The 21,702-nt window shown below is 70.6% G+C and carries 16 protein-coding genes; 11 read left to right on the top strand and 5 right to left on the bottom strand.

Features of this window, described 5'->3' with window-relative positions:
- Positions 1-100: 100 nt before the first annotated feature.
- Positions 101-1,141: an Rv2578c family radical SAM protein gene (locus OG963_RS10860; protein ID WP_093776035.1), complete on the bottom strand. Its 1,041-nt coding sequence runs from the start codon at positions 1,139-1,141 to the stop codon at positions 101-103.
- A 148-nt stretch (positions 1,142-1,289) separates the two neighbouring features.
- Here OG963_RS10860 and OG963_RS10855 point away from each other — a divergent pair, with 148 nt between their 5' ends.
- The 4 genes from OG963_RS10855 to OG963_RS10840 all read left to right on the top strand — a co-directional run bounded on the left by OG963_RS10855 (position 1,290) and on the right by OG963_RS10840 (position 7,894).
- The gene (locus tag OG963_RS10855; RefSeq protein ID WP_093776037.1) at positions 1,290-1,733 is read left to right on the top strand and encodes an SRPBCC family protein; all 444 of its coding nucleotides are present in this window, start codon (positions 1,290-1,292) and stop codon (positions 1,731-1,733) included.
- 187 nt (positions 1,734-1,920) lie between these two features.
- Positions 1,921-4,395: an MFS transporter gene (locus tag OG963_RS10850; protein WP_093930192.1), complete on the top strand. Its 2,475-nt coding sequence runs from the start codon at positions 1,921-1,923 to the stop codon at positions 4,393-4,395.
- 219 nt (positions 4,396-4,614) lie between these two features.
- On the top strand, positions 4,615-7,062 hold the full coding sequence (locus tag OG963_RS10845; RefSeq protein ID WP_319739226.1) for a SpoIIE family protein phosphatase: 2,448 nt from the start codon (positions 4,615-4,617) through the stop codon (positions 7,060-7,062).
- A gap of 112 nt (positions 7,063-7,174) precedes the next feature.
- Complete coding sequence (locus tag OG963_RS10840) at positions 7,175-7,894, top strand: class I SAM-dependent methyltransferase (RefSeq protein WP_362269038.1); 720 nt, start codon at positions 7,175-7,177, stop codon at positions 7,892-7,894.
- Positions 7,895-7,902: 8 nt separating this feature from the next.
- On the opposite strand, the gene OG963_RS10835 is transcribed toward OG963_RS10840, so the two are convergent.
- Genes OG963_RS10835 through OG963_RS10825 form a run of 3 tightly spaced genes read right to left on the bottom strand, consistent with a single transcriptional unit; the run spans position 7,903 to position 11,684 of the window.
- Positions 7,903-9,009 (bottom strand): acyltransferase, encoded by a 1,107-nt coding sequence (locus OG963_RS10835; protein WP_093776045.1) that lies wholly within the window; start codon positions 9,007-9,009, stop codon positions 7,903-7,905.
- On the bottom strand, positions 9,009-11,273 hold the full coding sequence (locus OG963_RS10830) for a bifunctional polysaccharide deacetylase/glycosyltransferase family 2 protein (protein ID WP_371798823.1): 2,265 nt from the start codon (positions 11,271-11,273) through the stop codon (positions 9,009-9,011). The genes OG963_RS10835 and OG963_RS10830 overlap by 1 nt, the downstream gene beginning before the upstream one ends.
- 6 nt (positions 11,274-11,279) lie before the next feature.
- Complete coding sequence (locus OG963_RS10825; RefSeq protein WP_093776049.1) at positions 11,280-11,684, bottom strand: hypothetical protein; 405 nt, start codon at positions 11,682-11,684, stop codon at positions 11,280-11,282.
- 309 nt (positions 11,685-11,993) lie between these two features.
- Here OG963_RS10825 and OG963_RS10820 point away from each other — a divergent pair, with 309 nt between their 5' ends.
- Positions 11,994-13,034, top strand: a complete 1,041-nt coding sequence (locus OG963_RS10820) for a hydrolase (protein WP_362269034.1) — start codon at positions 11,994-11,996, stop codon at positions 13,032-13,034.
- Positions 13,035-13,041: 7 nt separating this feature from the next.
- Here the strand turns inward: OG963_RS10820 and OG963_RS10815 are convergent, their stop codons facing one another.
- A complete protein-coding gene (locus OG963_RS10815; RefSeq protein ID WP_093776053.1) occupies positions 13,042-13,944 on the bottom strand; it encodes a LysR family transcriptional regulator in 903 nt (300 codons plus the stop codon).
- Positions 13,945-14,062: 118 nt separating this feature from the next.
- Between OG963_RS10815 and OG963_RS10810 the strand changes: the two genes are divergently transcribed.
- The 6 genes from OG963_RS10810 (at position 14,063) to OG963_RS10785 (ending at position 21,622) form a co-directional block, all read left to right on the top strand.
- A complete protein-coding gene (locus OG963_RS10810; RefSeq protein ID WP_093776054.1) occupies positions 14,063-15,055 on the top strand; it encodes an aldo/keto reductase in 993 nt (330 codons plus the stop codon).
- Between the two features lie 230 nt (positions 15,056-15,285).
- On the top strand, positions 15,286-16,287 hold the full coding sequence (locus OG963_RS10805; protein WP_371798822.1) for an alpha/beta fold hydrolase: 1,002 nt from the start codon (positions 15,286-15,288) through the stop codon (positions 16,285-16,287).
- 213 nt (positions 16,288-16,500) lie between these two features.
- Positions 16,501-17,334 (top strand): M55 family metallopeptidase, encoded by an 834-nt coding sequence (locus OG963_RS10800; protein ID WP_030916488.1) that lies wholly within the window; start codon positions 16,501-16,503, stop codon positions 17,332-17,334.
- The gene (locus tag OG963_RS10795) at positions 17,327-18,670 is read left to right on the top strand and encodes a M20/M25/M40 family metallo-hydrolase (protein ID WP_093776059.1); all 1,344 of its coding nucleotides are present in this window, start codon (positions 17,327-17,329) and stop codon (positions 18,668-18,670) included. The genes OG963_RS10800 and OG963_RS10795 overlap by 8 nt, the downstream gene beginning before the upstream one ends.
- Before the next feature lie 22 nt (positions 18,671-18,692).
- On the top strand, positions 18,693-20,681 hold the full coding sequence (locus OG963_RS10790; protein ID WP_371798821.1) for a S9 family peptidase: 1,989 nt from the start codon (positions 18,693-18,695) through the stop codon (positions 20,679-20,681).
- The gene (locus OG963_RS10785; protein WP_371798820.1) at positions 20,678-21,622 is read left to right on the top strand and encodes an LD-carboxypeptidase; all 945 of its coding nucleotides are present in this window, start codon (positions 20,678-20,680) and stop codon (positions 21,620-21,622) included. Before OG963_RS10790 ends, OG963_RS10785 begins: the two co-directional genes overlap by 4 nt.
- Positions 21,623-21,702: the final 80 nt, after the last annotated feature.

Genomic DNA, 21,702 nt, shown 5'->3' with positions numbered 1-21,702 from the left:
AAGGACATGTTCTGATGAGAGTTGACCCATTTGCCCGACCGGGCTCGCGCAGGCCCACGGCAGCTGCCGGGCTATGTCCGGGACAGGGCTCGGGCCGAGGTCAGAGCAGGGTGAGCTGGGTGGGACCGGGACTGTCGAGCGGCGACTGCTGCTCCTGCTGTTCGGGGATCCGGCGGGGCTCTCCGCGACGCGCCGGACCGATGCCGTACTCGGCGGCCAGCTCGTGCACCCGGCGGGTGACGGTGCGCTGGTACCACGTGGGCGCGTACGACCCGTCCGCATACATCCGCTCGTACCGCCGCACCAGTTGTGGGTGGTGTCGGCCGAGCCACTGCATGAACCACTCGCGGGCGCCCGGCCGTAGATGGAGCACGAGCGGTGTCACCGAGGTCGCCCCGGCGGCGGCGATCGCGCGGACCGTGGCCCGCAGCTGGTCCGGGTGGTCACCGAGGAACGGGATGACCGGCGCCATCAGTACGCCGCAGTCGATGCCGTTCTCGCTCAGTGTGCGCACGACGTCGAGGCGGCGCTCGGGGGACGGGGTGCCGGGTTCGACCGTGCGCCACAGCTCGGGATCGACGAAGCCGACCGAGACGGAGATGCCGACTTCGGTGACTTCCGCGGCCTGCCGCAGCAGCTCCAGGTCGCGCAGGACGATCGTGCCCTTGGTGAGGATCGAGAACGGGTTGGCGTGGTCGCGCAGGGCCTCGATGATGCCGGGCATCAGCCGGTAGCGGCCCTCGGCCCGCTGGTAGCAGTCGACGTTGGTGCCCATCGCGATGTGCGCCCCGTGCCAGCGGCTGGAGGCGAGATGGCGGCGGAGCAGCTCCGGGGCGTTTGTCTTGACGACGATCTGCGAGTCGAAGCCGAGCCCGGTGTCGAGGTCCAGATAGCTGTGGGTCTTGCGGGCGAAGCAGTAGACGCAGGCATGCGTACAGCCCCGGTACGGGTTCACGGTCCATTCGAACGGCATCCGGGATGCGCCCGGCACCCGGTTCACGATCGAGCGGGCCCGGATCTCATGGAAGGTGATTCCCCGGAATTCAGGGGTGTCGAAGGTGCGCGTGGTCACCGCGTCCGCGGCGAAGAGCGCGCCGGTCCCGGTCTCCCGGGTGTTCTCGACCAGATTGTCCCAGCGCATGGACGCCTCCTCGGTAGCGCTGGGCACAGAATAGAACACTTGTTCCCTTGATCGTTTTCTCCCCTTCGTCCCGGCCCGGATTTTGAGCGGCGTGCCGGAGGTGATTGGCTCAGCACACCCCGAACAACCGAGTGGTGGAGGAGCAGCCATGGCGCAGGTCGAGGCCACGACAGAGCGGATCATCGCGGCGGACGCGGAGACGGTGTTCGACGCGCTGGCCGACTACAAGGAGGTCCGGGGCAAGGTGCTGCCCGGCCAGTTCAGCGAGTACGAGGTGCGCGAGGGCGGTGACGGCGAGGGCACCCTCGTCCACTGGAAGCTGCAGGCCACCAGCAAGCGGATCCGCGACTGCCTGCTGGAGGTCAGCGAGCCGATCGAGGGTCAGCTCGTCGAGAAGGACCGCAACTCGTCGATGGTCACCACCTGGATCGTCACCCCGGCCGGCGAGGGCAAGTCCAAGGCCGTCGTGTCGACCGTCTGGAACGGTGCGGGCGGCATCGGTGGATTCTTCGAGAAGACCTTTGCGCCGAAGGGACTTGGGCGCATCTACGACGAGCTGCTGCACAACCTCGCGACCGAGGTCGAGAAGTAGCACCTGGCGTCCCCGGCCGGCCTCACCGGTTCGGGTGGTTTTCCCGGCCCGCCGGTTGCGCGCCGTAGTGGCTCCCACCGGGGCATAAGCCCCCCGAGTGCGCCGTCAGCGCCCCCCGTCGCGTTTGCCTCTCTATGTCGCGCAATGCGAGAAATGGGCGGCGCAGATGCGACGAGGGGAGCGGCACGTGGTGGGCGGTATCACTCTGGTGAAGGACGAGCCGGACGGTGCGGGCGGCGCCGGGGAGCAGACAGGCGCCCCTCCCGGCGCGGCGACCGTACCCCCGTCCGCATCGGCTTCCACGGATCCCACCGCCACGGATCCCGCCACCACCGATCCCGCCGCCCAGGAGATCAGCCGCCGAGGGATCCGGCTGGTCTTCCTCGGGCTGATGCTCACCCTGCTGCTCGCGGCACTCGACCAGATGATCGTCGCCACCGCGCTGCCCAAGATCGTCGGTGAGCTGCACGGCCTGGAGAAGATGTCCTGGGCGGTCACCGCCTATCTCCTCGCCTCCACCATCGGACTGCCGATCTACGGCAAGCTCGGGGATCTCTTCGGCCGCAAGAGCGTCTTCCAGTTCGCGATCGTCGTCTTCGTCGTCGGCTCCGCGCTGGCCGGCTGGTCCCGCACCATGGACGAGCTGATCGCCTTCCGGGCGGTGCAGGGCGTCGGCGGCGGCGGGCTCATGATCGGGGTCCAGGCGATCATCGCGGACGTCGTACCGCCTCGTGAACGCGGCCGCTTCATGGGGTTGATCGGCGCCGCGTTCGGTCTCGCGTCCGTCGCGGGCCCGCTGCTCGGCGGCTTCTTCACCGACCACGCCTCGTGGCGCTGGTGTTTCTACATCAACGTCCCGTTCGGCCTCGTCACCCTCGCGGTCATCACCGTCGTACTGAAGCTCCCCAAGCCCACGGTCCGGCCCCGCCTCGACGTGCTCGGCGCCCTGCTGCTGGCCGCCGCCTCCACCTGCGTGGTTCTGCTGACCAGTTGGGGCGGAACGGAGTACGCCTGGGGCTCGCGCACCATCCTCGGACTGGCCGCCGGAGCAGCCGGAACGACACTGCTCTTCCTCGTGGTCGAGCGCCACGCACCCGAACCCGTCATCCCGCTGCGGCTGTTCCGCGACTCGATCTTCAATGTCACCGCGCTCGTCGGCGCGGTCGTCGGTGTCGCCCTGTTCGGCGCCGCCAGCTATCTGCCGACGTTCCTGCAGATGGTCGACGGCGCCACAGCCACCGAGTCGGGGCTGCTGATGCTCCCGATGATGGGTGGCATCGTCGGGGCGTCCGTCGTCTCCGGCCAGCTGATCTCCCGTACCGGCCGCTACCGCATCTACCCGATCCTCGGCAGTGCGATCTCGGTGGTCGGCATGTGGCTGCTCTCGCGCCTCGAAACCGACACTCCGCGCATCGAGTACAGCATCGCGCAGGCCGTGCTGGGCATCGGGATCGGCCTGATCATGCCGGTGCTCGTCCTGGCCGTGCAGAACTCCGTGCCGCCCGCCGACCTCGGCACCGCCACCAGCGCGAACAACTACTTCCGGCAGATCGGCGGCAGCGTCGGCGCCGCCGTGTTCGGGACGCTGTTCGCGGGCCGGCTCGCGGACGCTCTCGCCGTCCGCCTCCCGTCCGGAGCCGATCTCCCCGACCCCGAGTCGATCACCCCTCAGCTGGTCCATGCCATGGAGCCCGCGCTCCGCGACAGCTACATCCAGGCGTACGCCGACGCGATGCCCCGGATCTTCCTCTACCTCGTGCCGGTGCTCGCGCTCGGCCTCGTCATCGCCTTCTTCCTCAAGGAGAAACCGCTGGTGTCCCACCACAGCCCCGATTCAGCTGCCGAGTCCGCCTCGATCCCCGGCGCACGTGCCACCGCCGCCCCGCCGCCGCCCGTCCACCTCTCGGGCGTGCCGGTGTGCGGCAGCGTCCAGCACGCCGACGGCTCGAAGGTCCCGCGCGCCGCCCTCACCCTCATCGACGTACAGGGACAGCAGGTGGGAAGGGGCGCGAGCGGTGACGACGGGCGGTACGCGCTGAGCGTGCCCGGCTCCGGCAGCTACGTCCTGATCGCGGCGGCCGGCGGGCACCAGCCGCAGGCCGTCAGTGTCACCGTCGGCGAACGGCCCGTCGAGCTCGATGTGGTGCTCGGCGGCGCGGGCAGGCTGGCCGGAACCGTCGTCACGGCCGACGGGATCCCGGTGCGGGACGCCGCCGTCACCCTCACCGATGTGCGCGGCGAGGTCGTCGCGTCCACCCGCAGCGGCCGCGAGGGCGGCTATGTGATCTCGGAGTTGGTGGCCGGGGAGTACACCCTCGCCGCGAGCGCCCCCGCCTTCCGGCCCGCGGCGCTTCCGGTCAGCGTGCAGGCGGCCAGAGAGACCCGGCAGGACATCGAACTTGCCGGTGGCGCCGTGCTGCGCGGCATCGTACGGGCGAGCGGGGGACGGCCCGTCGAGGACGCCCGGGTCACGCTCCTCGACGCGGCGGGCAATGTCGTCGACACCCTGACCACCGGGCCCGACGGGGCGTTCCGCTTCGTGGATCTGTCGACCGGCGAGTACACGGTGATCGCGGCCGGGTATCCGCCGGTGGCGACCGTCCTGCAGGTCGCGGGCGGCGGACGCACCGAACGCGACCTCCAGCTCGGTCACGCGGACTGATGGAGAGGGCCATGGTCGGCGCCCTGGGGGGCAGGCTCCAGTGGCAGGACCCGGTTCCGGTCGCCCCGAGGCCTCTCGTCGGATCGTGCGCGGTGGGGCGCGCGGGGCGCACGACCCCCTGGGGTCGATTCCGCCGATGACCGGCGGGGGCCGGACACGGAGCCGTACCGTGGAGTCACAAGCCGCAGAACCTTGCGGTGGGGAAGGAGCCTTCCACCCATGGACCTTGGTGTACCGCCGCAGAGGACACCACAGCCGCGCGACACCACTGCCGGACGGGTGCCGCTCGCCGTGGTCGTCGTCGACGCGGCCGGACTCGTGTCGCACTGGTCCACCGGGGCCAGACGGCTGTTCGGCGTCGCCAGGGAGGAGGCCATCGGCTGCCCGGCCGGTGAACTCCTGCCGGTCTCAGGGGCGTTGCGGCAGGACGGGGAGACCGGGCCGGACGGAACGTACGCCGGCTTCGGCCACGGACTCGACAGTTCGCTCAGCGGGAGCGTCGCCTATCCGGCGGCGGGACGGGCCCGTGTCGACGAGCCGCGGCGCGGCCGGATCGACGTTCTGTGGTGGGCCTACCCGCTGGTCGGCCCCGGTCCCGAACGGCTCCTCGTCCTCGCCGCGGACGCCGGGCAGTTGCGCGACGCCGGGGTGAACGGCAGCCGGGACAGCGAGACGATCGCCCCGGGCTTCGCGCTCCACACCGACTTCCCCGGCTATCAGGACCTGGCCGGCCGGCTCCCCGAGATCCTGCCCAACATGAGCGTCCACCAGGCCACCCGGATCGTCTCGCAGGTCCTCGAACTGGGCTATCCGATCCTGGAGTTCAGCCACCGCGACCGGGTCCCGGTCACTCCCGACTGGGGTGTGCCGCGCCGGACGCCGCGCCGCCCGGCCGAGGATCCGGAGGCCACCGCCGACGGTTCGCCGGTAACCCGCGCCGCGCCGCGCCCCGAACTCGACCTCGAGTACGGGGCGGTCCGTGAACGGCTGGAGTTCCTCAACGAGGTCAGCGGCCGCATCGGCACCTCCCTCGATCTCGAACGCACCATCCGCGAGGTCACCAGTGCCGCCGTCCCCCGCTTCACCGACTTCGCGGGTACGCATCTGCGCGCCGCGGTCCTCGCCGGTGAGGGCTTCCCGGACGGGCCGCCCGACGTCACCACCGTCTGGCACCGGGTGTGGGTCGAGCACAACGACGAACCCGGCCGCTGGGACGACACCGTCCCGGTCGGCGAGTCCATCGCCTTCCCGGAGCACACACCGTTCTTCCAGTGCATGGTCACCGGTGAGCCGGTCCTCATCCCGTACGTCAGCGACGAGATGAGCAACCGGATCTCGGGCGAGTTCGAGAAGCGCGACCTGCGCCCCCTGATCACCCACCGGTCGCTGCTCATCGTGCCGCTCAAGGCCCGTGACGTGGTGCTCGGCTTCATGGTCCTGATGCGCCGTCCCGGCCGTGAGCCCTTCGACGACATGGACCGCACCACGGGGGCCGAACTCGCCGCCCGTGCCGGGCTCGTACTCGACAACGCCCGCATGTACACGTACCAGGAGAATGTCGCCGACACCCTCCAGGACAGCATGCTGCCCCAGGTCGAACCGCGCATGGCGGGCTGCGACATCGCCACCCGCTATCTGCCCGGCGCCCGGCTCGGCCGGATCGGCGGAGACTGGTTCGACTCGGTGAAACTGCCGGGCTCCCGGACCGCGTTCGTCGTCGGCGACGTCATGGGGCACGGACTCAACTCGGCGGCGATGATGGGCCAGTTGCGTACCGCCGTACTGACGATGGCCACCATGGAGATGCCCCCCGCCCAGCTGCTGCGCAACCTCGACGACCTGGCACAGCGCCTCGGCGAGCAGTATCTGGCGACCTGCCTCTACGCCGTCTACGACCCGATCCACTCCGAGCTCCAGATCGCCAACGCCGGGCACATCCCGCCCGTGCTGGTCCGCGCCGAGGACGGCCGGGCGGAGCTCCTCGACCTGCCGACCGGTGCGCCCGTCGGCGTCGGCGGTGTCGCCTTCGAGACCGCGACCGTGCAGGTGCGGCCCGGCGACCGGCTGGTTCTGTGCACCGACGGTCTGGTCGAGGTGCGCGGCCAGGACATCGGCGCGGGACTCGCCGCACTCTGCGCATCCGCCGCGCATCCCGCCGCCTCCATGGACGACGCCTGCGACACGATCATCCGCGCTCTGAACCCGAAGGGTGGCCGCAAGGACGACGTGGCGCTGCTGATGGCCCGGCTGAACGGCATCCCGGACGGCGACGTCGCCGAGTGGCAACTCGCCCTGGATCCACGCGAAGTGGCCCGTGCCCGGCGGCTCGTCCGCGGCAAGCTCCTCGACTGGGATCTGCCGGAGGCGGTGGAGTCGGCCGAGCTGATGGTCAGCGAGCTCGTCACCAACGCGGTGAAGCACGGGCGCACCCACCACATCGGGCTGCGTCTCGTCCGGACCGGCGCCCTGCTCTGCGAGGTCAGCGACGACGAACCGGCCCCGGCCGCGCTCCTCAACGCCTCCGCCCACGACGAGTTCGGCCGCGGACTGCTGGTGGTGAGCGGCCTCGCCCGGGAGTGGGGGACGAGCACCACGGCACGGGGCAAGACCGTCTGGTTCGAACAGGCACTCACCCGTTTTCCACGTCCCCGGTCGAACATCAGGTGAAAGACGCCGTCCCGCACGACGGATGATGCGCACCCCCTTGCCCCGGGGCGCTCCGGGGCGGTAGTCCGTTGCTGAGCAGACAGCGGTGGACACAACGGATTCGGGAGTGCGTATGGACGTGTCGCAGGGCTACCGCGAGTCGTGGGAAGGCTTCTGGTCGGCCACCTCCGACGCCCCCGGCGAGGCGATCTGGGACTCCGACCCGTCCCTCACCTCCGTCCCCGACAGCAAGCTGCTGCTTGCGTACGCCGACGCCTCGCTGCCCGTCGTCGACCTCGGCTGCGGCAACGGCACCCAGACCCGCTACCTCGCCACCTGCTTCGCCCGCGCCATCGGCGTGGATCTGTCGCACGCGGCGATCGAGCACGCACGCCGCGCGGACAGGGCGGGTGTCGCGGAGTTCGCCCAGCTCAACCTCGTCGACGGTGACGCGGTGCGGGCTCTCCACGAGCGGATCGGCGACACGAACGTCTACATGCGCGCGGTGATCCATCAGAGCGAGCCACCGGCCCGGCCGGTGGTCGCCGCAGCCGTGGCCACGCTGATCGGGGCGCGCGGCCGGGCCTTCGTCGCCGAGCTGACCCCCGCCTCCAAGACCGTGCTCCAGCAGGCCGCCCAGGCGCCGGGCGGACCGCCCGAGAAGCTGCGGCGGGTCTTCGAGTACGGGCTCAAGCCGGCGAGCGCCACCGAGGAGGAGGTTCCGGAGCTGCTGCGGGCGGCAGGGCTGACGACGCTGGCCACCGGGGACACCGCACTCGCCCAGACCGAGTACCTGCCCGACGGCACCCGCATCGACCTGCCGGCCCGCTGGTTCGTCCTCGCCGGCGGCTGACACGGGGATCACGGCAGCAGTCGTGGCCCCCGTTTCGCCGCGATGTCCTCGACCCAGCCGAACAGGGCCACGGCCGCCGCGATCAGCACCCAGGCGATCGTGAACTGGAACCACATGCTGTCCAGCGGCAGATCCCGCTCGAACGCGGGAACGTTCCACATGATGTCGATCAGCGGGACGCTCGCCATCAGCGCGACCTCGTGCCACAGATAGATCGTCACGGCACGGGCATTGAAGATCTTCACGATCCGGTCGGCCAGGCGATGCCGGGCAAGGCCGCCGAAGTCGGGCCGGAAGCGGAGCAGCAGCAGGACGAATCCCGCGGACCACAGTGCCTGGGCGAGCGGGATGTCGTCGAGATCGTAGGAACCGTCGACCCGGTGGTGGAAGGCCCACCAGGCTCCTGCCGCCAGAAGGGCCGGCGCCACGGTGACGACGGGTGCGGGGCGCATCCGGTCGAGCACACCGTCGCGGTGGGCGAAGCCGAGCAGCCAGCAGAACAGGAAGACCGACACGTCGCTGAGGGCACTGCCGAGGCGCCCGTCCGGCACACTCGTCACGGTCTCCAGGACCACGACAGGGAGCAGGGACAGCGCGAGCACGGGCAGCGGGGCCAGGCGGAAGGCGCGCAGCAGCACCGGCGACAGCAGCACGAACCACAGATAGGTGCGCAGGTACCAGAGCACCGCCCAGGCCTGCTCGCCCCACGCATTGCCGGGGGGATCGCCGACCGGCAGCACCCAGTACAGGACATCGGGCCCCGGCAGCCAGCCGTGCAGCAGCATCGCCGTACCGATGACCGGCGCGAACACCCAGAGGGGGATCAGCAGTCTGCGCAGCCGGCCGCGGATGACGCGCGGCGCGGGCCGCTCCAGCGAACGAGCCATGAGCGATCCGGCGAGTGCGAACATCACGCCCATGGACGGGAAGACCAGCCCCAGCCAGGGCCACTCGAACGTGTGGTAGGTGATGACACGGACCAGTGCGAAGGCCCGCAGCGCGTCGAAGTAGCGGTCGCGGGCGCCTTTCTGGGCGGCCGGCACCACGGGCCCGGCCGCCCCCTCTTCCGTACGGACCGTGACCTGCGGTCCACCCTTGCGGTGTGCGCCTCCCATCAGCGCGCCCCCGTGCCCGGGGCCGGTGAACCGACCTCGCCGGTGCGCTTCAGCTTCTGCCAGCGCAGCCGGCCGCCGGTCGCGGCGGTGACGCACGAGTGGATCAGCACCAGATACATCAGCTGCCGGTACGCGATCTGCTGCAACGGCAGCATGAGCAGATACCGGTACCGTTCGCGGTCGAGACGGAACGCGTAGGCGGCGCAGACCAGTTGGACGAGCAGCACCGCCAGCCAGGCGAGCAGCGACGCCTTGAAGTCCACAAAGATCATCGCGTAGACCGTGAACACGTCGATGAGCGGCGCGAAGACGGGTGTGACGATCTGGAAGAGGACCACCAGCGGCATCCCGACCCGGCCGAAGCGGCCGGACGGCCCCCGGTCGGTGACCGATCTCCGGTGCTTCCACAGGGCCTGCATCGTGCCGTAGCTCCAGCGGTAGCGCTGCCGCCACAGCTGCCCCAGCGAGGCGGGCGCCTCGGTCCAGGCGCGCGCGTGCTCGGCGTAGACGACCCGCCATCCGGCACGGTGCAGCGCGATCGTGATGTCGGTGTCCTCGGCGAGGGTGTCCTCGCTCATCCCGCCGACCGCCAGCACCGCATCGCGGCGGAACGCCCCGATCGCCCCCGGGATGGTGGGCATGCAGCGCAGGAGGTCGTACATCCGGCGGTCGAGGTTGAAGCCCATCACGTACTCGATGTGCTGCCAGGCGCCGATCACGGTGGAGCGGTTGCCGACCTTGGCATTGCCGGCGACCGCACCGACCCCCGGGTCGCCGAACGGCTGCACGAGTCGCTGAACGGTGTCGGGTTCGAAGACGGTGTCGCCGTCCATCATCACCACGATGTCGTAACGCGCGTGCCGCACACCGTTGTTGAGCGCGGCGGGCTTGCCCGCGTTCGGCTGGCGGATCACCCGCACGTTCGGCAGTCCGAGGGACTCGGCGATCTCGGCGGTGCCGTCGGTCGAGCCGTCGTCGACGACCACGATCTCGATGGGGTGGGTGCTGGCGGCCAGCGAGTTGAGGGTGTTGGCGATGCACTCCTTCTCGTTGTACGCGGGCACGATCACGCTGACCGGTGCGGTGACCGAGGGCCCCCAGGAGAATCTGCGTCTGTTGCGTTGCCGGTAGTGGCGCCGCGCGAGGACGAGCATTATCGCGAACCTGCCCAGCACGGCCACGCCCACGACCGCCAGCACCGCGGCCAGACCGGGCACGGTCCACTCCGCGACGGCGACCGCACCGAGGAGGGCGCGGCCCTCCCAGAGCGTGGCGGTGTCGGCCGTGCGGTGCGCGGCCTGCTCCGGGTTGCTCTGCCGGGTGTCGCCGGCGGTGGCGGGGGTGCCCTGCGGTGCCTGTGCCTGCTGCCCTTGCGCCTGCTGTCCCTGTGCCTGTTGCTGCGCGCCGCTGACCGTGGTGAAGGTGTAGCCCTTCGCCTTCATCTTCTTGATGTACCGGGGCAGCGCTTCGAGTGTCTGGGCGCGGTTGCCGCCCGCGTCGTGGAAGAGCACGGAGGCGCCCTTTCCGCTCTTCGGCGTGGCCCACTTGATGATCTTGGAGACGCCCGGTTGCTGCCAGTCCTCGCTGTCCGTGTCGATGAAGACACTGGTGTAGCCCATCGCGCCGAGCTTCTTGTAGACGGGCCAGCTGTAGTTGTCGATCGCGTCGTTCGTCGACGAGTACGGGGCGCGGAAGAGTGTCGTCGTGATGCCCGCGGCTCCCGCCAGCGCGAGCTGTGTCTGTGCGATCTCCCGGGTGACGCGGGCCGCGCTCTGGTACGAGAGATCGACATGGGTGAAGGTGTGGACGCCCACCTCGTTGCCGTCGTCGACCATCCTGCGCACCACATCCGGGTACCGCGAGATCATCGAGCCGACGAGGAAGAACGTGCCGGGCACATCGTTGTCGTCCAGGATGTCGAGCACCTTCTGGGTCCACTCGGGGTCCGGCCCGTCGTCGAAGGTGAGCACGATCGTCTTGTCCGGCACGGACCGGGTCCGCGCCGTGCCGCCCTGGAAGCTGAGGAACGGCCCGCCGTCGAGGACGCTGTCGGGCACCTTGCTCGCGCTCGCGTCGGAGCGGACGCGCTGGTCGTTTCCGACCTCGGCCCGCAGATAGCCGTCGAGCAGCATCACGGAGACGAGGCCGAGCAGGAGCAGCAGGGCGATGATCACCCGCGGCTTGGGAACCGCCTGCCGGCGGACGCGTTCGATCCGGCTCGGCGTGGCATGCCGTCGCTGGGGTCGTACCTGATTCCGGTTCATCAAGGATCAGCCGGTCCCCGTGGTCGCGGACACCGACACGGACACGGATGCCGAGGGCGACGGGCCCGCCCCGTCGGCGGGAGGGCCGCTCGGGGGTGCGCCGGTGACTCCCGGAGGTGTGATCCCGTCGGGGCCGCCCTGGGCGAAGGGTGCGCCGTCGAAGGGAAGCAGCTCCGAGGGCGACATGGAGATGCCACCCATGAAGGCCAGACACAGCACGGCGGCGTAACCGACACAGGCGATGCCCAGGGCGATTCCCGCACGGCGGAGCAGCCGGGCCCGGCGCCCGGAGCTGTCCACGAAGACGGGACCTTCCTGTGCTGCGGTGCCGGCCGGGGGCCTGCGCAGGCCGGCGTGTCTGCGTCGGCCGTGTCCGGTCGGATTTTTCTCGATGGCGGTGTCGGAATGCATTTGCGCATGCTGACGAACTGCTATGTGCGAAGTCTGAGCCATTCCTGGCCGAACGCTGTGAGAACGCGGCAAGTCTGTGGATGGACTGAGAACGCCGTCGCGGTCCGGGCACCTTCCCGAGCAGGTGAGGGATCGTCACATCCCCATGTCGCAAAGGGGTAATGGGTAACCTTGAGGTGGCTCTTCGGTGGGTCCTCGGGAAAGTCGTCCAGGTTCGGACACATGGTGATGTGTGAGAGGTTTTCGGTGTTCCCCGTTCTTCATTGTTGCTGTTTCGGGACACTTCTCACGAGAGCAGGTGCAAACTTTATGCGCATTTCACCGAAGGGCTCTCCGAAGGGTGCGGCGAGGCGGGCGACCGCCGTCGTCGCCGGACTCGTCGCGCTCGGGCTCGCCTGCTCGGCCTGTACGACGGGTGCGGCGGCGAACCAGGGCGGGGACTCCCGCTCCCGCCCGGGCGGCCCCACGGCCTCGGCCGCCACGACCGCCTACACCCCGTACGTCAGCGCCACGACGGCGGCCGATACGGACACCGTCGGTTCCCCGGACACGTACAACCTGGCTTTCGTCGTCGCCGACGACGACAGCTGCGCGCCGCTCTGGGGCGGCACCGCCGAGCCCACCAGCAGTGCGGTGGCCGCACGCGTCGCCGCACTCACCGCCACCGGAGCGGACATCCGGGTCTCGTTCGGCGGGGCCGCCGGGACCGAGCTGGCGCTCGCCTGCGACAGTGCCGAGGACCTGGCCGACGCCTACGCCCGGGTGCTCGACGCCGTGGGCGCCACCAAGGCCGACTTCGACATCGAGGGCGAGGCGCTGACCGACCGGGCGTCGATCACCCTCCGGGACAAGGCGCTCCGCCTGCTCCAGAAGAAGCGGCACCTTGACGTCACGTACACCCTGCCCGTGATGCCGGACGGCCTGGAGACCAGCGGGACGGACCTGCTGAGCGACGCCGCCGAGCAGAAGGTCGACCTCTCCGCGGTGAACATCATGGCCATGAACTACGGCACGTCCCACGAAGGCGACATGAGCGACTATGCGCAGCAGGCCGCCGAAGCCACCCACGACCAGCTCACCGACGTACTCGGCCTGTCGGACTCCGAGGCCTGGCGGGCGCTGCACCTCACGGTGATGCTCGGTGTCAACGACACGGCCGGAGAGACGTTCACCCTCGCCGACGCCGCCGCCCTGCGCGCCTTCGCCCGGCGGACCGGCGTCGGTGCGCTCTCCATGTGGGCCACCTTCCGTGACCGGGAATGCACCGACGAGGACACCACGAAGGCGAGCGACACGTGCAGCGGGGTCGAGCAGGAACCGGGAGCCTTCGCGACGGCGCTGGGCGGGTGACCGCCGGTCAGCGCGTGGCGCCGTCGCGTACGTCGCTGCGTACCAAGGTCATCAGCGAGCGGGCGCCGGGGCTCATGGCCCCGGCGGCCGGAAGCACCACGACACTCTCGTAGAAAGGCTGGTCGGCGCCGTCCAGCTCCACCGCGACCAGCCCGCGGGCCTCGGGCTTGCGCGAGAAGTGGTGCGGCACCACGGCGATCCCCAGCCCCTCGTGCACCAGCTCCAGCAGGCTGTGCACGTCGTTCACCTCAAGGCCGACCGTGCGGCGCACCCGCGCCGTCGCGAACGCCTCGTCGGCGGCGCGGCGCGGCCCCCAGTCCGGATGGAAGTCGATGAACGACTCACCGGGAAGCTCGTCGAACGGGACGCGGAGCGCGTGTGCGAACCGGTGGCCGGGGGCGCACAGGACGACCATGCGCTCCCGCGCCAGCGGGATCAGCTCGCCGCGCCACTCCCCGGCGCTCACCGTCGCGGCGAACGCGACGTCGAGCCGCCCGCCCGCCACCCCGTCCACCAGACTCGACGTGCCCTCCTGGCGGAGCCGGATCTCCATCTGCGGGTGTATGCGACGGAATGCCGCGAGCAGCCGCGGCACCCCCACACCGGCCACACACTGCTCGAACCCCACCGTCAGTGTGCCGCGCAGCAGTCCCCGTACCGCATCGACGGCGTCCTTCGCCGCCCGTGCGCCCGCCAGCGTGCGCTCCGCCTCCACGAGCAGTGCGCGGCCCGCCTCGGTCAGCCGCACGGTGCGGGTGGTCCGGCTGAACAGCGGGGTCTTCAACTCCTGCTCCAGGGAGCGGATGGAGGCCGACAGCCCGGACTGCGACACGGCGACCCGTTCGGCGGCACGGGTGAAGTGTTGCTCCTCGGCGACGGCGATGAAATGTTCCAGTTGGCGCAACTCCATGATTGAGAAACATAGACGATAAATCCAACCTGAATCTTCTGTTGGACTGCTGGATCGATGTCGGGGAGCCTGGAGACCCAGGCATTCCCGCACCCCTCCCCCTCTCCGTGGAGCCCGCATGTACCTCCCGTCCCCCGACCGCTACCAGGCCATGCCGTACCGGCGCACCGGACGCAGCGGACTGCTGCTTCCCGCGCTCTCGCTCGGCCTCTGGCACAACTTCGGACGCGACCGGACCGCGGACACCCAGGGGCAGATCCTGCGCCGGGCGTTCGACCTCGGCATCACACACTTCGATCTCGCCAACAACTACGGCCCACCGCCCGGCGCCGCCGAGAGCGCGATGGGACGTGCCCTGAGGACGGACTTCGCCCGGCTCCGGGACGAGATCGTCATCTCCACCAAGGCGGGCTACCTGATGTGGGACGGGCCGTACGGGGAGTGGGGATCGCGCAAGTCCGTGCTCTCGTCGCTCGACCGGAGCCTCACCAGGCTGGGCCTCGACTACGTCGACATCTTCTACTCCCACCGGCCCGACCCGGACACTCCGCTCGAGGAGACCATGGGGGCGCTGGACTCGGCGGTACGGCAGGGCAAGGCGCTCTATGTCGGCCTCTCCAACTACTCGCCGGAACAGACCCGGGAGGCGGCCAGGATCCTCAAGGACCTCGGCACCCCGCTGCTGATCCACCAGCCGCGCTACTCGATGCTGGACCGCTGGGTCGAGGACGGCCTGCTCACGGCGCTGGACGAGCTGGGCGTCGGTTCCATCGCCTACTCGCCGCTGGAACAGGGCATTCTCTCCGACCGCTATCTGCAGGGGATCCCGGCCGGCTCGCGCGCGGCGGGCGACAGCCCGTTCCTGACGCCCGAGTCGGTCACCCCGGAGCTGATCAGCCGGCTGCGCGCGCTGGACAAGGTCGCCTCCGAGCGCGGGCAGTCCCTGGCGCAGATGGCGCTGGCCTGGGTGCTGCGGGGCGGACGGGTCACGTCGGCCGTGGTCGGGGCGAGCAGCGTCGCTCAGTTGGAGAACAGCGTCGACGCGGTGCGGCACCTGGAGTTCAGCGACGAGGAACTGGCCCGGATCGAGGAACTCCTCAAGACCCCCTGAGGGGGCTGCTGCCCTTCGGAGGAGGGGACGGACCGGGCAGCCCGGCCGGGAACGGAGCCGTACGACGGGCCGGCGAACGGTGACCCGATCCGCCGGTCGTCACGCGGTCAGGGGCGGTCTTCACCCGGACGGTCGGCCGATGTCACTCGGCTGCTTCCCGGGCCGCGCCGTACCGGTCGGCTCCGGAAACGCTGGATGCGTCGCCCCCCTCCTCCCGAAGAGAGAACCGCATGGCTGTGTCACCCGTTCTCGCGCCGCGGCACCGGCGAACACGTCCGGCACGTTCCCGTCGTGGTCGTGCGATCGCCGCGGCGCTGACCGCGACGGTCCTCACCGGAGCCGCCGGATCGGCAGCGGCCGACACGGATACCACAGTCGTCACGAAACCGACCGTCGTGCTGGTGCACGGGGCGTTCGCCGACGCCTCCAGCTGGAACGCCGTCGTCGAGCGGCTGCAGCGCGACGGATACAGCGTCGTCGCACCGGCCAATCCGCTCCGGGGCCTGGCGGGGGACTCCGCGTACATAGCCGGCTTCCTCAAGAGCATCAAGGGACCGATCGTGCTGGTCGGGCACTCCTACGGCGGCGCGGTGATCAGCACCGCCGCCGCCGGGAACTCCCAGGTGAAGTCGCTGGTGTTCGTCAACGCGTTCATGCCGGACAAGGGAGAGGCCCTCGGCGCGTTGGGCGACAGGTTCCCGGGCAGCGAACTCGCCGCGGCCCTCGAGCCCGTACCGTTCCGCAACGCGGACGGCACCACCGGTACCGATCTCTACCTGCAGGCCGCGAAGTTCCACCAGGCCTTTGCCGCGGACCTCCCGGCGGCCGTGTCGGCCGTGATGGCTGCCGCCCAACGCCCCCTCGTCGCCTCCGCGTTCATGGAAAAGGCTGCCGAAGCCGCGTGGAAGACCATCCCGTCGTGGGCCCTGGTCTCCACCCGGGACAAGGCCATCTCCCCGGCCCTCGAGCGCTTCGAGGCGCGGCGCGCCCACGCGCAGACGGTCGAGGTCGACGCGTCCCACGTCGCCCTGGTGTCGCATCCGGACGCGGTCACCGATCTCATCCGTCAGGCCGCCGCCGGCGGCGGCGGGTCGTACGCACAGCCGGCCCTGGCCGGCACGGGCCTGAACACCCTGGTCCTGGCAGGCCTCGGTGTTCTCGCGGGTGGGACCGTACTGACGGGCTGCGGCCTCTTCGGGGCAGCCCGCAAGCGACGCGAACCACCGCGCTGACCCGCACCGCCGATGCCCGCCGCCGGCCCGTTCCGCGACCGCTCACCTCCGGCGCCGACATCGCCGCACGCCCGGCTCGGAGATGTCACCGATGCTGCAGTGGACTGGACCTCTGGAGCTGAAAACACCTCTGGCCTGGGACTCCGCCGCCGCGTACGGTGTTGCGGCAGGAAGATCGCAACGACTTCTGACCTGTGAGAGGACCGGTACATCGTGAAGATCCTCATCAGCGCGGACATGGAGGGCGCCACGGGGGTGACCTGGCCGGCCGACGTGCTGCCCGGCACCCCGCAGTGGGAGCGCTGCCGCTCGATGTTCACCTCCGATGTGAACGCGGCGGCCCTCGGCTTCTACGACGGGGGCGCCGACGAGGTGCTCGTCAACGAGGCGCACTGGTCCATGCGCAACCTCCTGCTGGAGCGGCTCGACGACCGGGTCCAGATGCTCACCGGCAAGCACAAGTCCCTCAGCATGGTGGAGGGCATCCAGCACGGGGACGTCGACGCGATCGCGTTCGTCGGCTACCACACGGGAGCCGGTACGGAGGGCGTGCTCGCACACACCTACCTCGCCAACTCCATCACCGGGGTCTGGCTGAACGGCGTCCGTGCCAGCGAGGGGCTGCTCAACGCCCATGTCGCCGCCGAGTACGGCGTGCCCGTCGTCCTCGTCACCGGCGACAACCTGACCTGCGTGGACGCGGACGGATATGCCCCCGAGGCCCGCAAGGTCGCCGTCAAGGACTACGTGTCCCGTTACGCGGCGGTGTGCCGGACCCCGGCCCGCACCGCGGCCGACATCCGTGCCGCCGCCAAGGAGGCGACCGCGCTCGCCGGGCGCCGTGATCCGGTGCCGGGCGGCTCGTTCACCGTGGAGCTGGAGTTCGACGCCGAGCACCTTGCGGCGGCCGCGACCGTCGTCCCCGGCGTGGCGCCGAGCGGTGAGCGGCGTGTCGCCTACACCAGTACGACGATGTACGAAGGCATTCGCACGTTCAAGGCGGTGACGACGATCGTGTCGTCCGCCGTGGAGGAGCAGTATGGCTGAGGTGGCCACCCCCCAGGACTCCGTCGACGATCTGGCGCTCGACGAATCGGTGACGTTCACCTCCGAACTGATCCGGATCGACACGACGAACCGGGGCGCCGGCGACTGCAGGGAACGTCCGGCGGCCGAGTACGTGGCCGAACGGCTGGCCGCCGCCGGACTGACACCCGCGCTGCTCGAACGCACCCCGGGCCGCACCAACGTGGTCGCCAGGATCGAGGGCACCGACCCGTCCGCCGACGCGCTCCTGGTGCACGGGCATCTCGACGTCGTGCCCGCTGAGGCCGACGACTGGACCGTGCACCCCTTCTCCGGAGAGGTCCGCGACGGGGTCGTCTGGGGCCGTGGCGCGATCGACATGAAGAACATGGACGCGATGGTCCTCGCCGTCGTCCGGGCCTGGGCCCGGGCCGGCATCCGGCCCCGCCGGGACATCGTGATCGCGTACACCGCCGACGAGGAGGCCAGCGCCGCCGACGGCTCCGGCTTCCTCGCCGACCAGCACCCCGACCTCTTCGAAGGGTGTACGGAGGGCATCAGCGAGTCCGGTGCCTTCACCTTCCACGCCGGACCGGCGATGCCGCTCTACCCGATCGCCGCGGGCGAGCGCGGCACCGGATGGCTGAAGCTCACCGCACACGGCAAGGCGGGCCACGGCTCCAAGGTCAACAAGGCGAACGCGGTCAGCGCACTCGCCGCCGCGGTCGCCCGGATCGGCGCGCACGAGTGGCCGGTGCGACTCACCCCGACCGTACGCGCGGCGCTCACCGAGATCGCCGCCCTGCACGGGATCCAGGTGGATGTCCACGCTCCCGGATTCGACGTGGACGAACTCCTCGGCAAGCTCGGACCGGCCGCCGCACTGGTCGAACCCACCGTCAGGAACAGCGCCAACCCGACGATGCTGGAGGCCGGCTACAAGGTCAACGTGATCCCGGGCCGCGCCGTCGCCTACATCGACGGCCGGATGGTGCCCGGTGGCGAGGAGGAGTTCCACGCCACCCTGGACCGGCTGACCGGACCCGATGTCGACTGGGAGTTCCACCACCGCGAGGTCGCCCTGCAGGCCCCGGTGGACTCGCCGACGTACGCGAAGATGCGCGCCGCCGTCGAACGCTTCGACCCGGACGGCCATGTCGTCCCGTACTGCATGTCGGGCGGTACGGATGCCAAGCAGTTCTCCCGCCTCGGTATCACCGGCTACGGCTTCTCACCGCTCAAGCTCCCGGTGGGCTTCGACTACCAGGCGCTCTTCCACGGCGTCGACGAACGCGTGCCCGTCGAGGCGCTGCACTTCGGCGTCCGCGTACTCGACCACTATCTGCGCACGGCCTGACCCGCGCTGGGGGGATTTGATCATGGTGTCCACAGGGGCCTACGGAACATGGCCGTCACCGGTCGACGCACGGCTGGCCGCGTCGCACGACGGCCGCCCTGAATACGTCGGCGTGATCGGCGACGAGGTGTGGTGGACGGAGCCGCGCCCGGCCGAGGCGGGCCGCCGCGCCCTGGTCCGCCGCCGGGTGGACGGGACCACCGAGTCCGTGCTGCCCGTTCCGTGGAATGTCCGCAGCCGCGTCATCGAGTACGGCGGACGGCCCTGGGCCGGCGCCGGGCGTGCCGACGGCGGACCGCTCGTCGTCTTCGTGAACTTCACCGACCAGCGGCTGTACGCGTATGCGCCGGACGGGTCCGGCGAGCCGTGGCCGCTCACCCCGCTGTCGGACGTCGGCGGCGGACTGCGCTGGGTCGACCCGCAACTGCACCTCGACCGGGGAGAACGGGGCGAAGTGTGGTGTGTCCTGGAGGAGTTCACCGGCGAGGCGCCCACCGAGGTGCGACGGGTGATCGCTGCCGTGCCGCTGGACGGATCGGCGGCCGAGGACCGTGGCGCGGTGCGCGAACTCTCCGACGACCGGCACCGCTTCGTCACCGGACCTAAGGTCTCGCCCGACGGGCTGCGGGCGGCGTGGATCGCCTGGGACCATCCGCGGATGCCGTGGGACGGCACCGAGGTGATGCTCGCCGACATCACCGCCGACGGCACGTTCCACAGCACCCGGAGCTTCGGCGGCGGACCCGAGGAATCGGTGCCCCAGATCGAATGGACCACCGACGGACAGCTCCTCTTCGCGAGCGACCGCAGCGGCTGGTGGAACCTGTACCGTGCCGATCCGCACCGGGGCACGGTGGCGCTCTGCACACGGGAGCAGGAATTCGCCGGACCGCTCTGGAAGATCGGGCTCGGCTGGTTCCGGCCACTGGAGAACGGACTGATCGCCACCATCCACGGCAAGGGCACCACCACCCTCGGCATCCTTGATCCCGAGACCGGCGAGCTCGCCGACATCGCCGGGCCCTGGACCGCATGGGCCGAGACGCTCGCCGTGCACGGCAGCCGGGTCATCGGTGTCGCCGCGAGCCCGCGGAGCGCGTACGAGATCGTGGAGCTGGACACCACGACCGGCCGCAGCCGGATCATCGGCGCCCGGCACCGGGACGACGTCGATCCCGCGTACTACCCCGAGCCTCACCAGCGCACCTTCACCGGGCCCGACGGCCGCGGCATCCACACCCACATCTACCCGCCGCGCAACCCCGAACGGGTCGGTCCAGAGGGCGAGTTGCCGCCTTACGTGGTGTGGGCGCACGGCGGTCCCACCGGGCATGCCGCGCTCGTACTCGACCTGGAGATCGCCTACTTCACCTCACGCGGCATCGGCGTCGTCGAGGTCAACTACGGCGGCTCCACCGGCTACGGCAGGACGTACCGCAACCGGTTGCGCCGGCAGTGGGGTGTCGTCGACGTGGAGGACTGCGCCGCCGTCGCCCAGGCACTGGCGGCCGAGGGCGCGGCCGATCCCGACCGGCTCGCCATCCGCGGCGGCAGCGCCGGTGGCTGGACCACCGCCGCCTCGCTGACCAGCACCGATGTCTACGCATGCGGCACCATCAGCTACCCCATCCTGGACCTGAACGGCTGGGGCACCGACGAGACCCATGACTTCGAGTCGCAGTACCTGGAGTCCCTGATCGGCCCACTCGCCGAGGTCCCGGACCGCTACCGCGAACGGTCGCCGATCAACCGGACGGACCGGCTGACCACCCCGTTCCTGCTCCTCCAGGGGCTCGACGACGTGATCTGCCCGCCGGCCCAGTGCGAGCGGTTCCTGGCCGCGATCGAAGGCCGAGGCATCCCGCACGCGTATCTCGCGTTCGAGGGGGAGAGCCATGGATTCCGGCGTGCCGACACCATGATCGCCGCGCTGGAGGCCGAACTCTCCCTCTATGCGCAGACCTTCGGGATCGACCGCCCCGACGTGCCGCAGCTGGAGCTGAAGAAGTGACGCTGACGCCGCTGACCCGAGCCGCCCGGCTGCGACCCGGTGCCAGGGTCGCCGTCGTGTCGCCCAGCGGACCGGTGTCCGCCGACCGCCTGGAAGCAGGCCTCGATGTGCTGCGCGGATGGGGCCTGGAGCCCTTCGAGATGCCTCATGTCCGCTCCGTGCACCCGGAGTTGGACTATCTCGCGGGCGCGGACGAGGAGCGTGCCCGGGACCTGCAGGAGGCGTGGTGCGATCCGTCGGTCGAAGCGGTGCTGTGCGCCCGCGGGGGGTACGGGGCGCACCGCATGGTCGACCTGGTCGACTGGGCGGCGATGCGCGCGGCCGGACCCAAGGTGTTCGTCGGCTACAGCGACATCACCGTGCTGCACGAGGCGTTCGCCCGGTACATGGGGCTCTCGACACTGCACGGGCCGATGGCCGCCACGGAGACCTTCCTCAAGGACCCGGACACCCAGGAGTCGCTGCGGGCCACCCTGTTCGAGCCGGAGTCGGTACGGACCCTCGGGCTTCGCACGGCCGGGGTGCTGGTGCCCGGCCGGGCCCGGGGCATCACGTACGGCGGCTGTGTGAGCCTGCTCGCCGCCGACATCGGGACCCGGCACGCACGGACGTCCGCGCGGGGCGGGCTGCTGATGATCGAGGACACGACGGAGGATGCGTACCGCCTCGACCGCATCCTCACCCAACTCCTCAGGGCCGGGGCGCTGTCCGGGATATCCGGGGTCGCCTGCGGCTCCTGGCAGGGCTGCGAACCGTACGAGGAGGTGCGTACGGTCCTCGCCGACCGGCTCGGCGGGCTCGGCGTGCCCGTCGTCGAGGAGCTGGGCTTCGGGCACGGCCCGACGGCGCTCACGATCCCGCTCGGTGTGCCCGCAGTGCTGGACGCGCCGGAGGGCGGCGGTCCGGGCACGCTCACGGTCGAGGTGCCCGCGCTGCTCTGAACGCAGTCCGGATGCGAAGAAGTTGAACATCCTTCAGGAAACGCGGTCGTGAGCGTTGACACCGCTATGACGCGTATCAC

It is taken from the genome of Streptomyces sp. NBC_01707, assembly GCF_041438805.1.
Taxonomy (GTDB): domain Bacteria; phylum Actinomycetota; class Actinomycetes; order Streptomycetales; family Streptomycetaceae; genus Streptomyces.
The sequence above is the reverse complement of the archived record's forward strand: the minus strand, read 5'-3'. Positions and strand labels throughout refer to the sequence as shown.

Excerpts from the sequence above, each read along its gene's own strand:
- OG963_RS10860 (WP_093776035.1), bottom strand. The coding sequence starts at position 1,141 with ATGCGCTGGGACAATCTGGTCGAGAACACCCGGGAGACCGGGACCGGC.
- OG963_RS10855 (WP_093776037.1), top strand. The coding sequence starts at position 1,290 with ATGGCGCAGGTCGAGGCCACGACAGAGCGGATCATCGCGGCGGACGCG.
- OG963_RS10845 (WP_319739226.1), top strand. The coding sequence starts at position 4,615 with ATGGACCTTGGTGTACCGCCGCAGAGGACACCACAGCCGCGCGACACC.
- OG963_RS10840 (WP_362269038.1), top strand. The coding sequence starts at position 7,175 with ATGGACGTGTCGCAGGGCTACCGCGAGTCGTGGGAAGGCTTCTGGTCG.
- OG963_RS10835 (WP_093776045.1), bottom strand. The coding sequence starts at position 9,009 with ATGGGAGGCGCACACCGCAAGGGTGGACCGCAGGTCACGGTCCGTACG.
- OG963_RS10830 (WP_371798823.1), bottom strand. The coding sequence starts at position 11,273 with ATGAACCGGAATCAGGTACGACCCCAGCGACGGCATGCCACGCCGAGC.
- OG963_RS10825 (WP_093776049.1), bottom strand. The coding sequence starts at position 11,684 with ATGCATTCCGACACCGCCATCGAGAAAAATCCGACCGGACACGGCCGA.
- OG963_RS10820 (WP_362269034.1), top strand. The coding sequence starts at position 11,994 with ATGCGCATTTCACCGAAGGGCTCTCCGAAGGGTGCGGCGAGGCGGGCG.
- OG963_RS10815 (WP_093776053.1), bottom strand. The coding sequence starts at position 13,944 with ATGGAGTTGCGCCAACTGGAACATTTCATCGCCGTCGCCGAGGAGCAA.
- OG963_RS10810 (WP_093776054.1), top strand. The coding sequence starts at position 14,063 with ATGTACCTCCCGTCCCCCGACCGCTACCAGGCCATGCCGTACCGGCGC.
- OG963_RS10805 (WP_371798822.1), top strand. The coding sequence starts at position 15,286 with ATGGCTGTGTCACCCGTTCTCGCGCCGCGGCACCGGCGAACACGTCCG.
- OG963_RS10795 (WP_093776059.1), top strand. The coding sequence starts at position 17,327 with ATGGCTGAGGTGGCCACCCCCCAGGACTCCGTCGACGATCTGGCGCTC.
- OG963_RS10790 (WP_371798821.1), top strand. The coding sequence starts at position 18,693 with ATGGTGTCCACAGGGGCCTACGGAACATGGCCGTCACCGGTCGACGCA.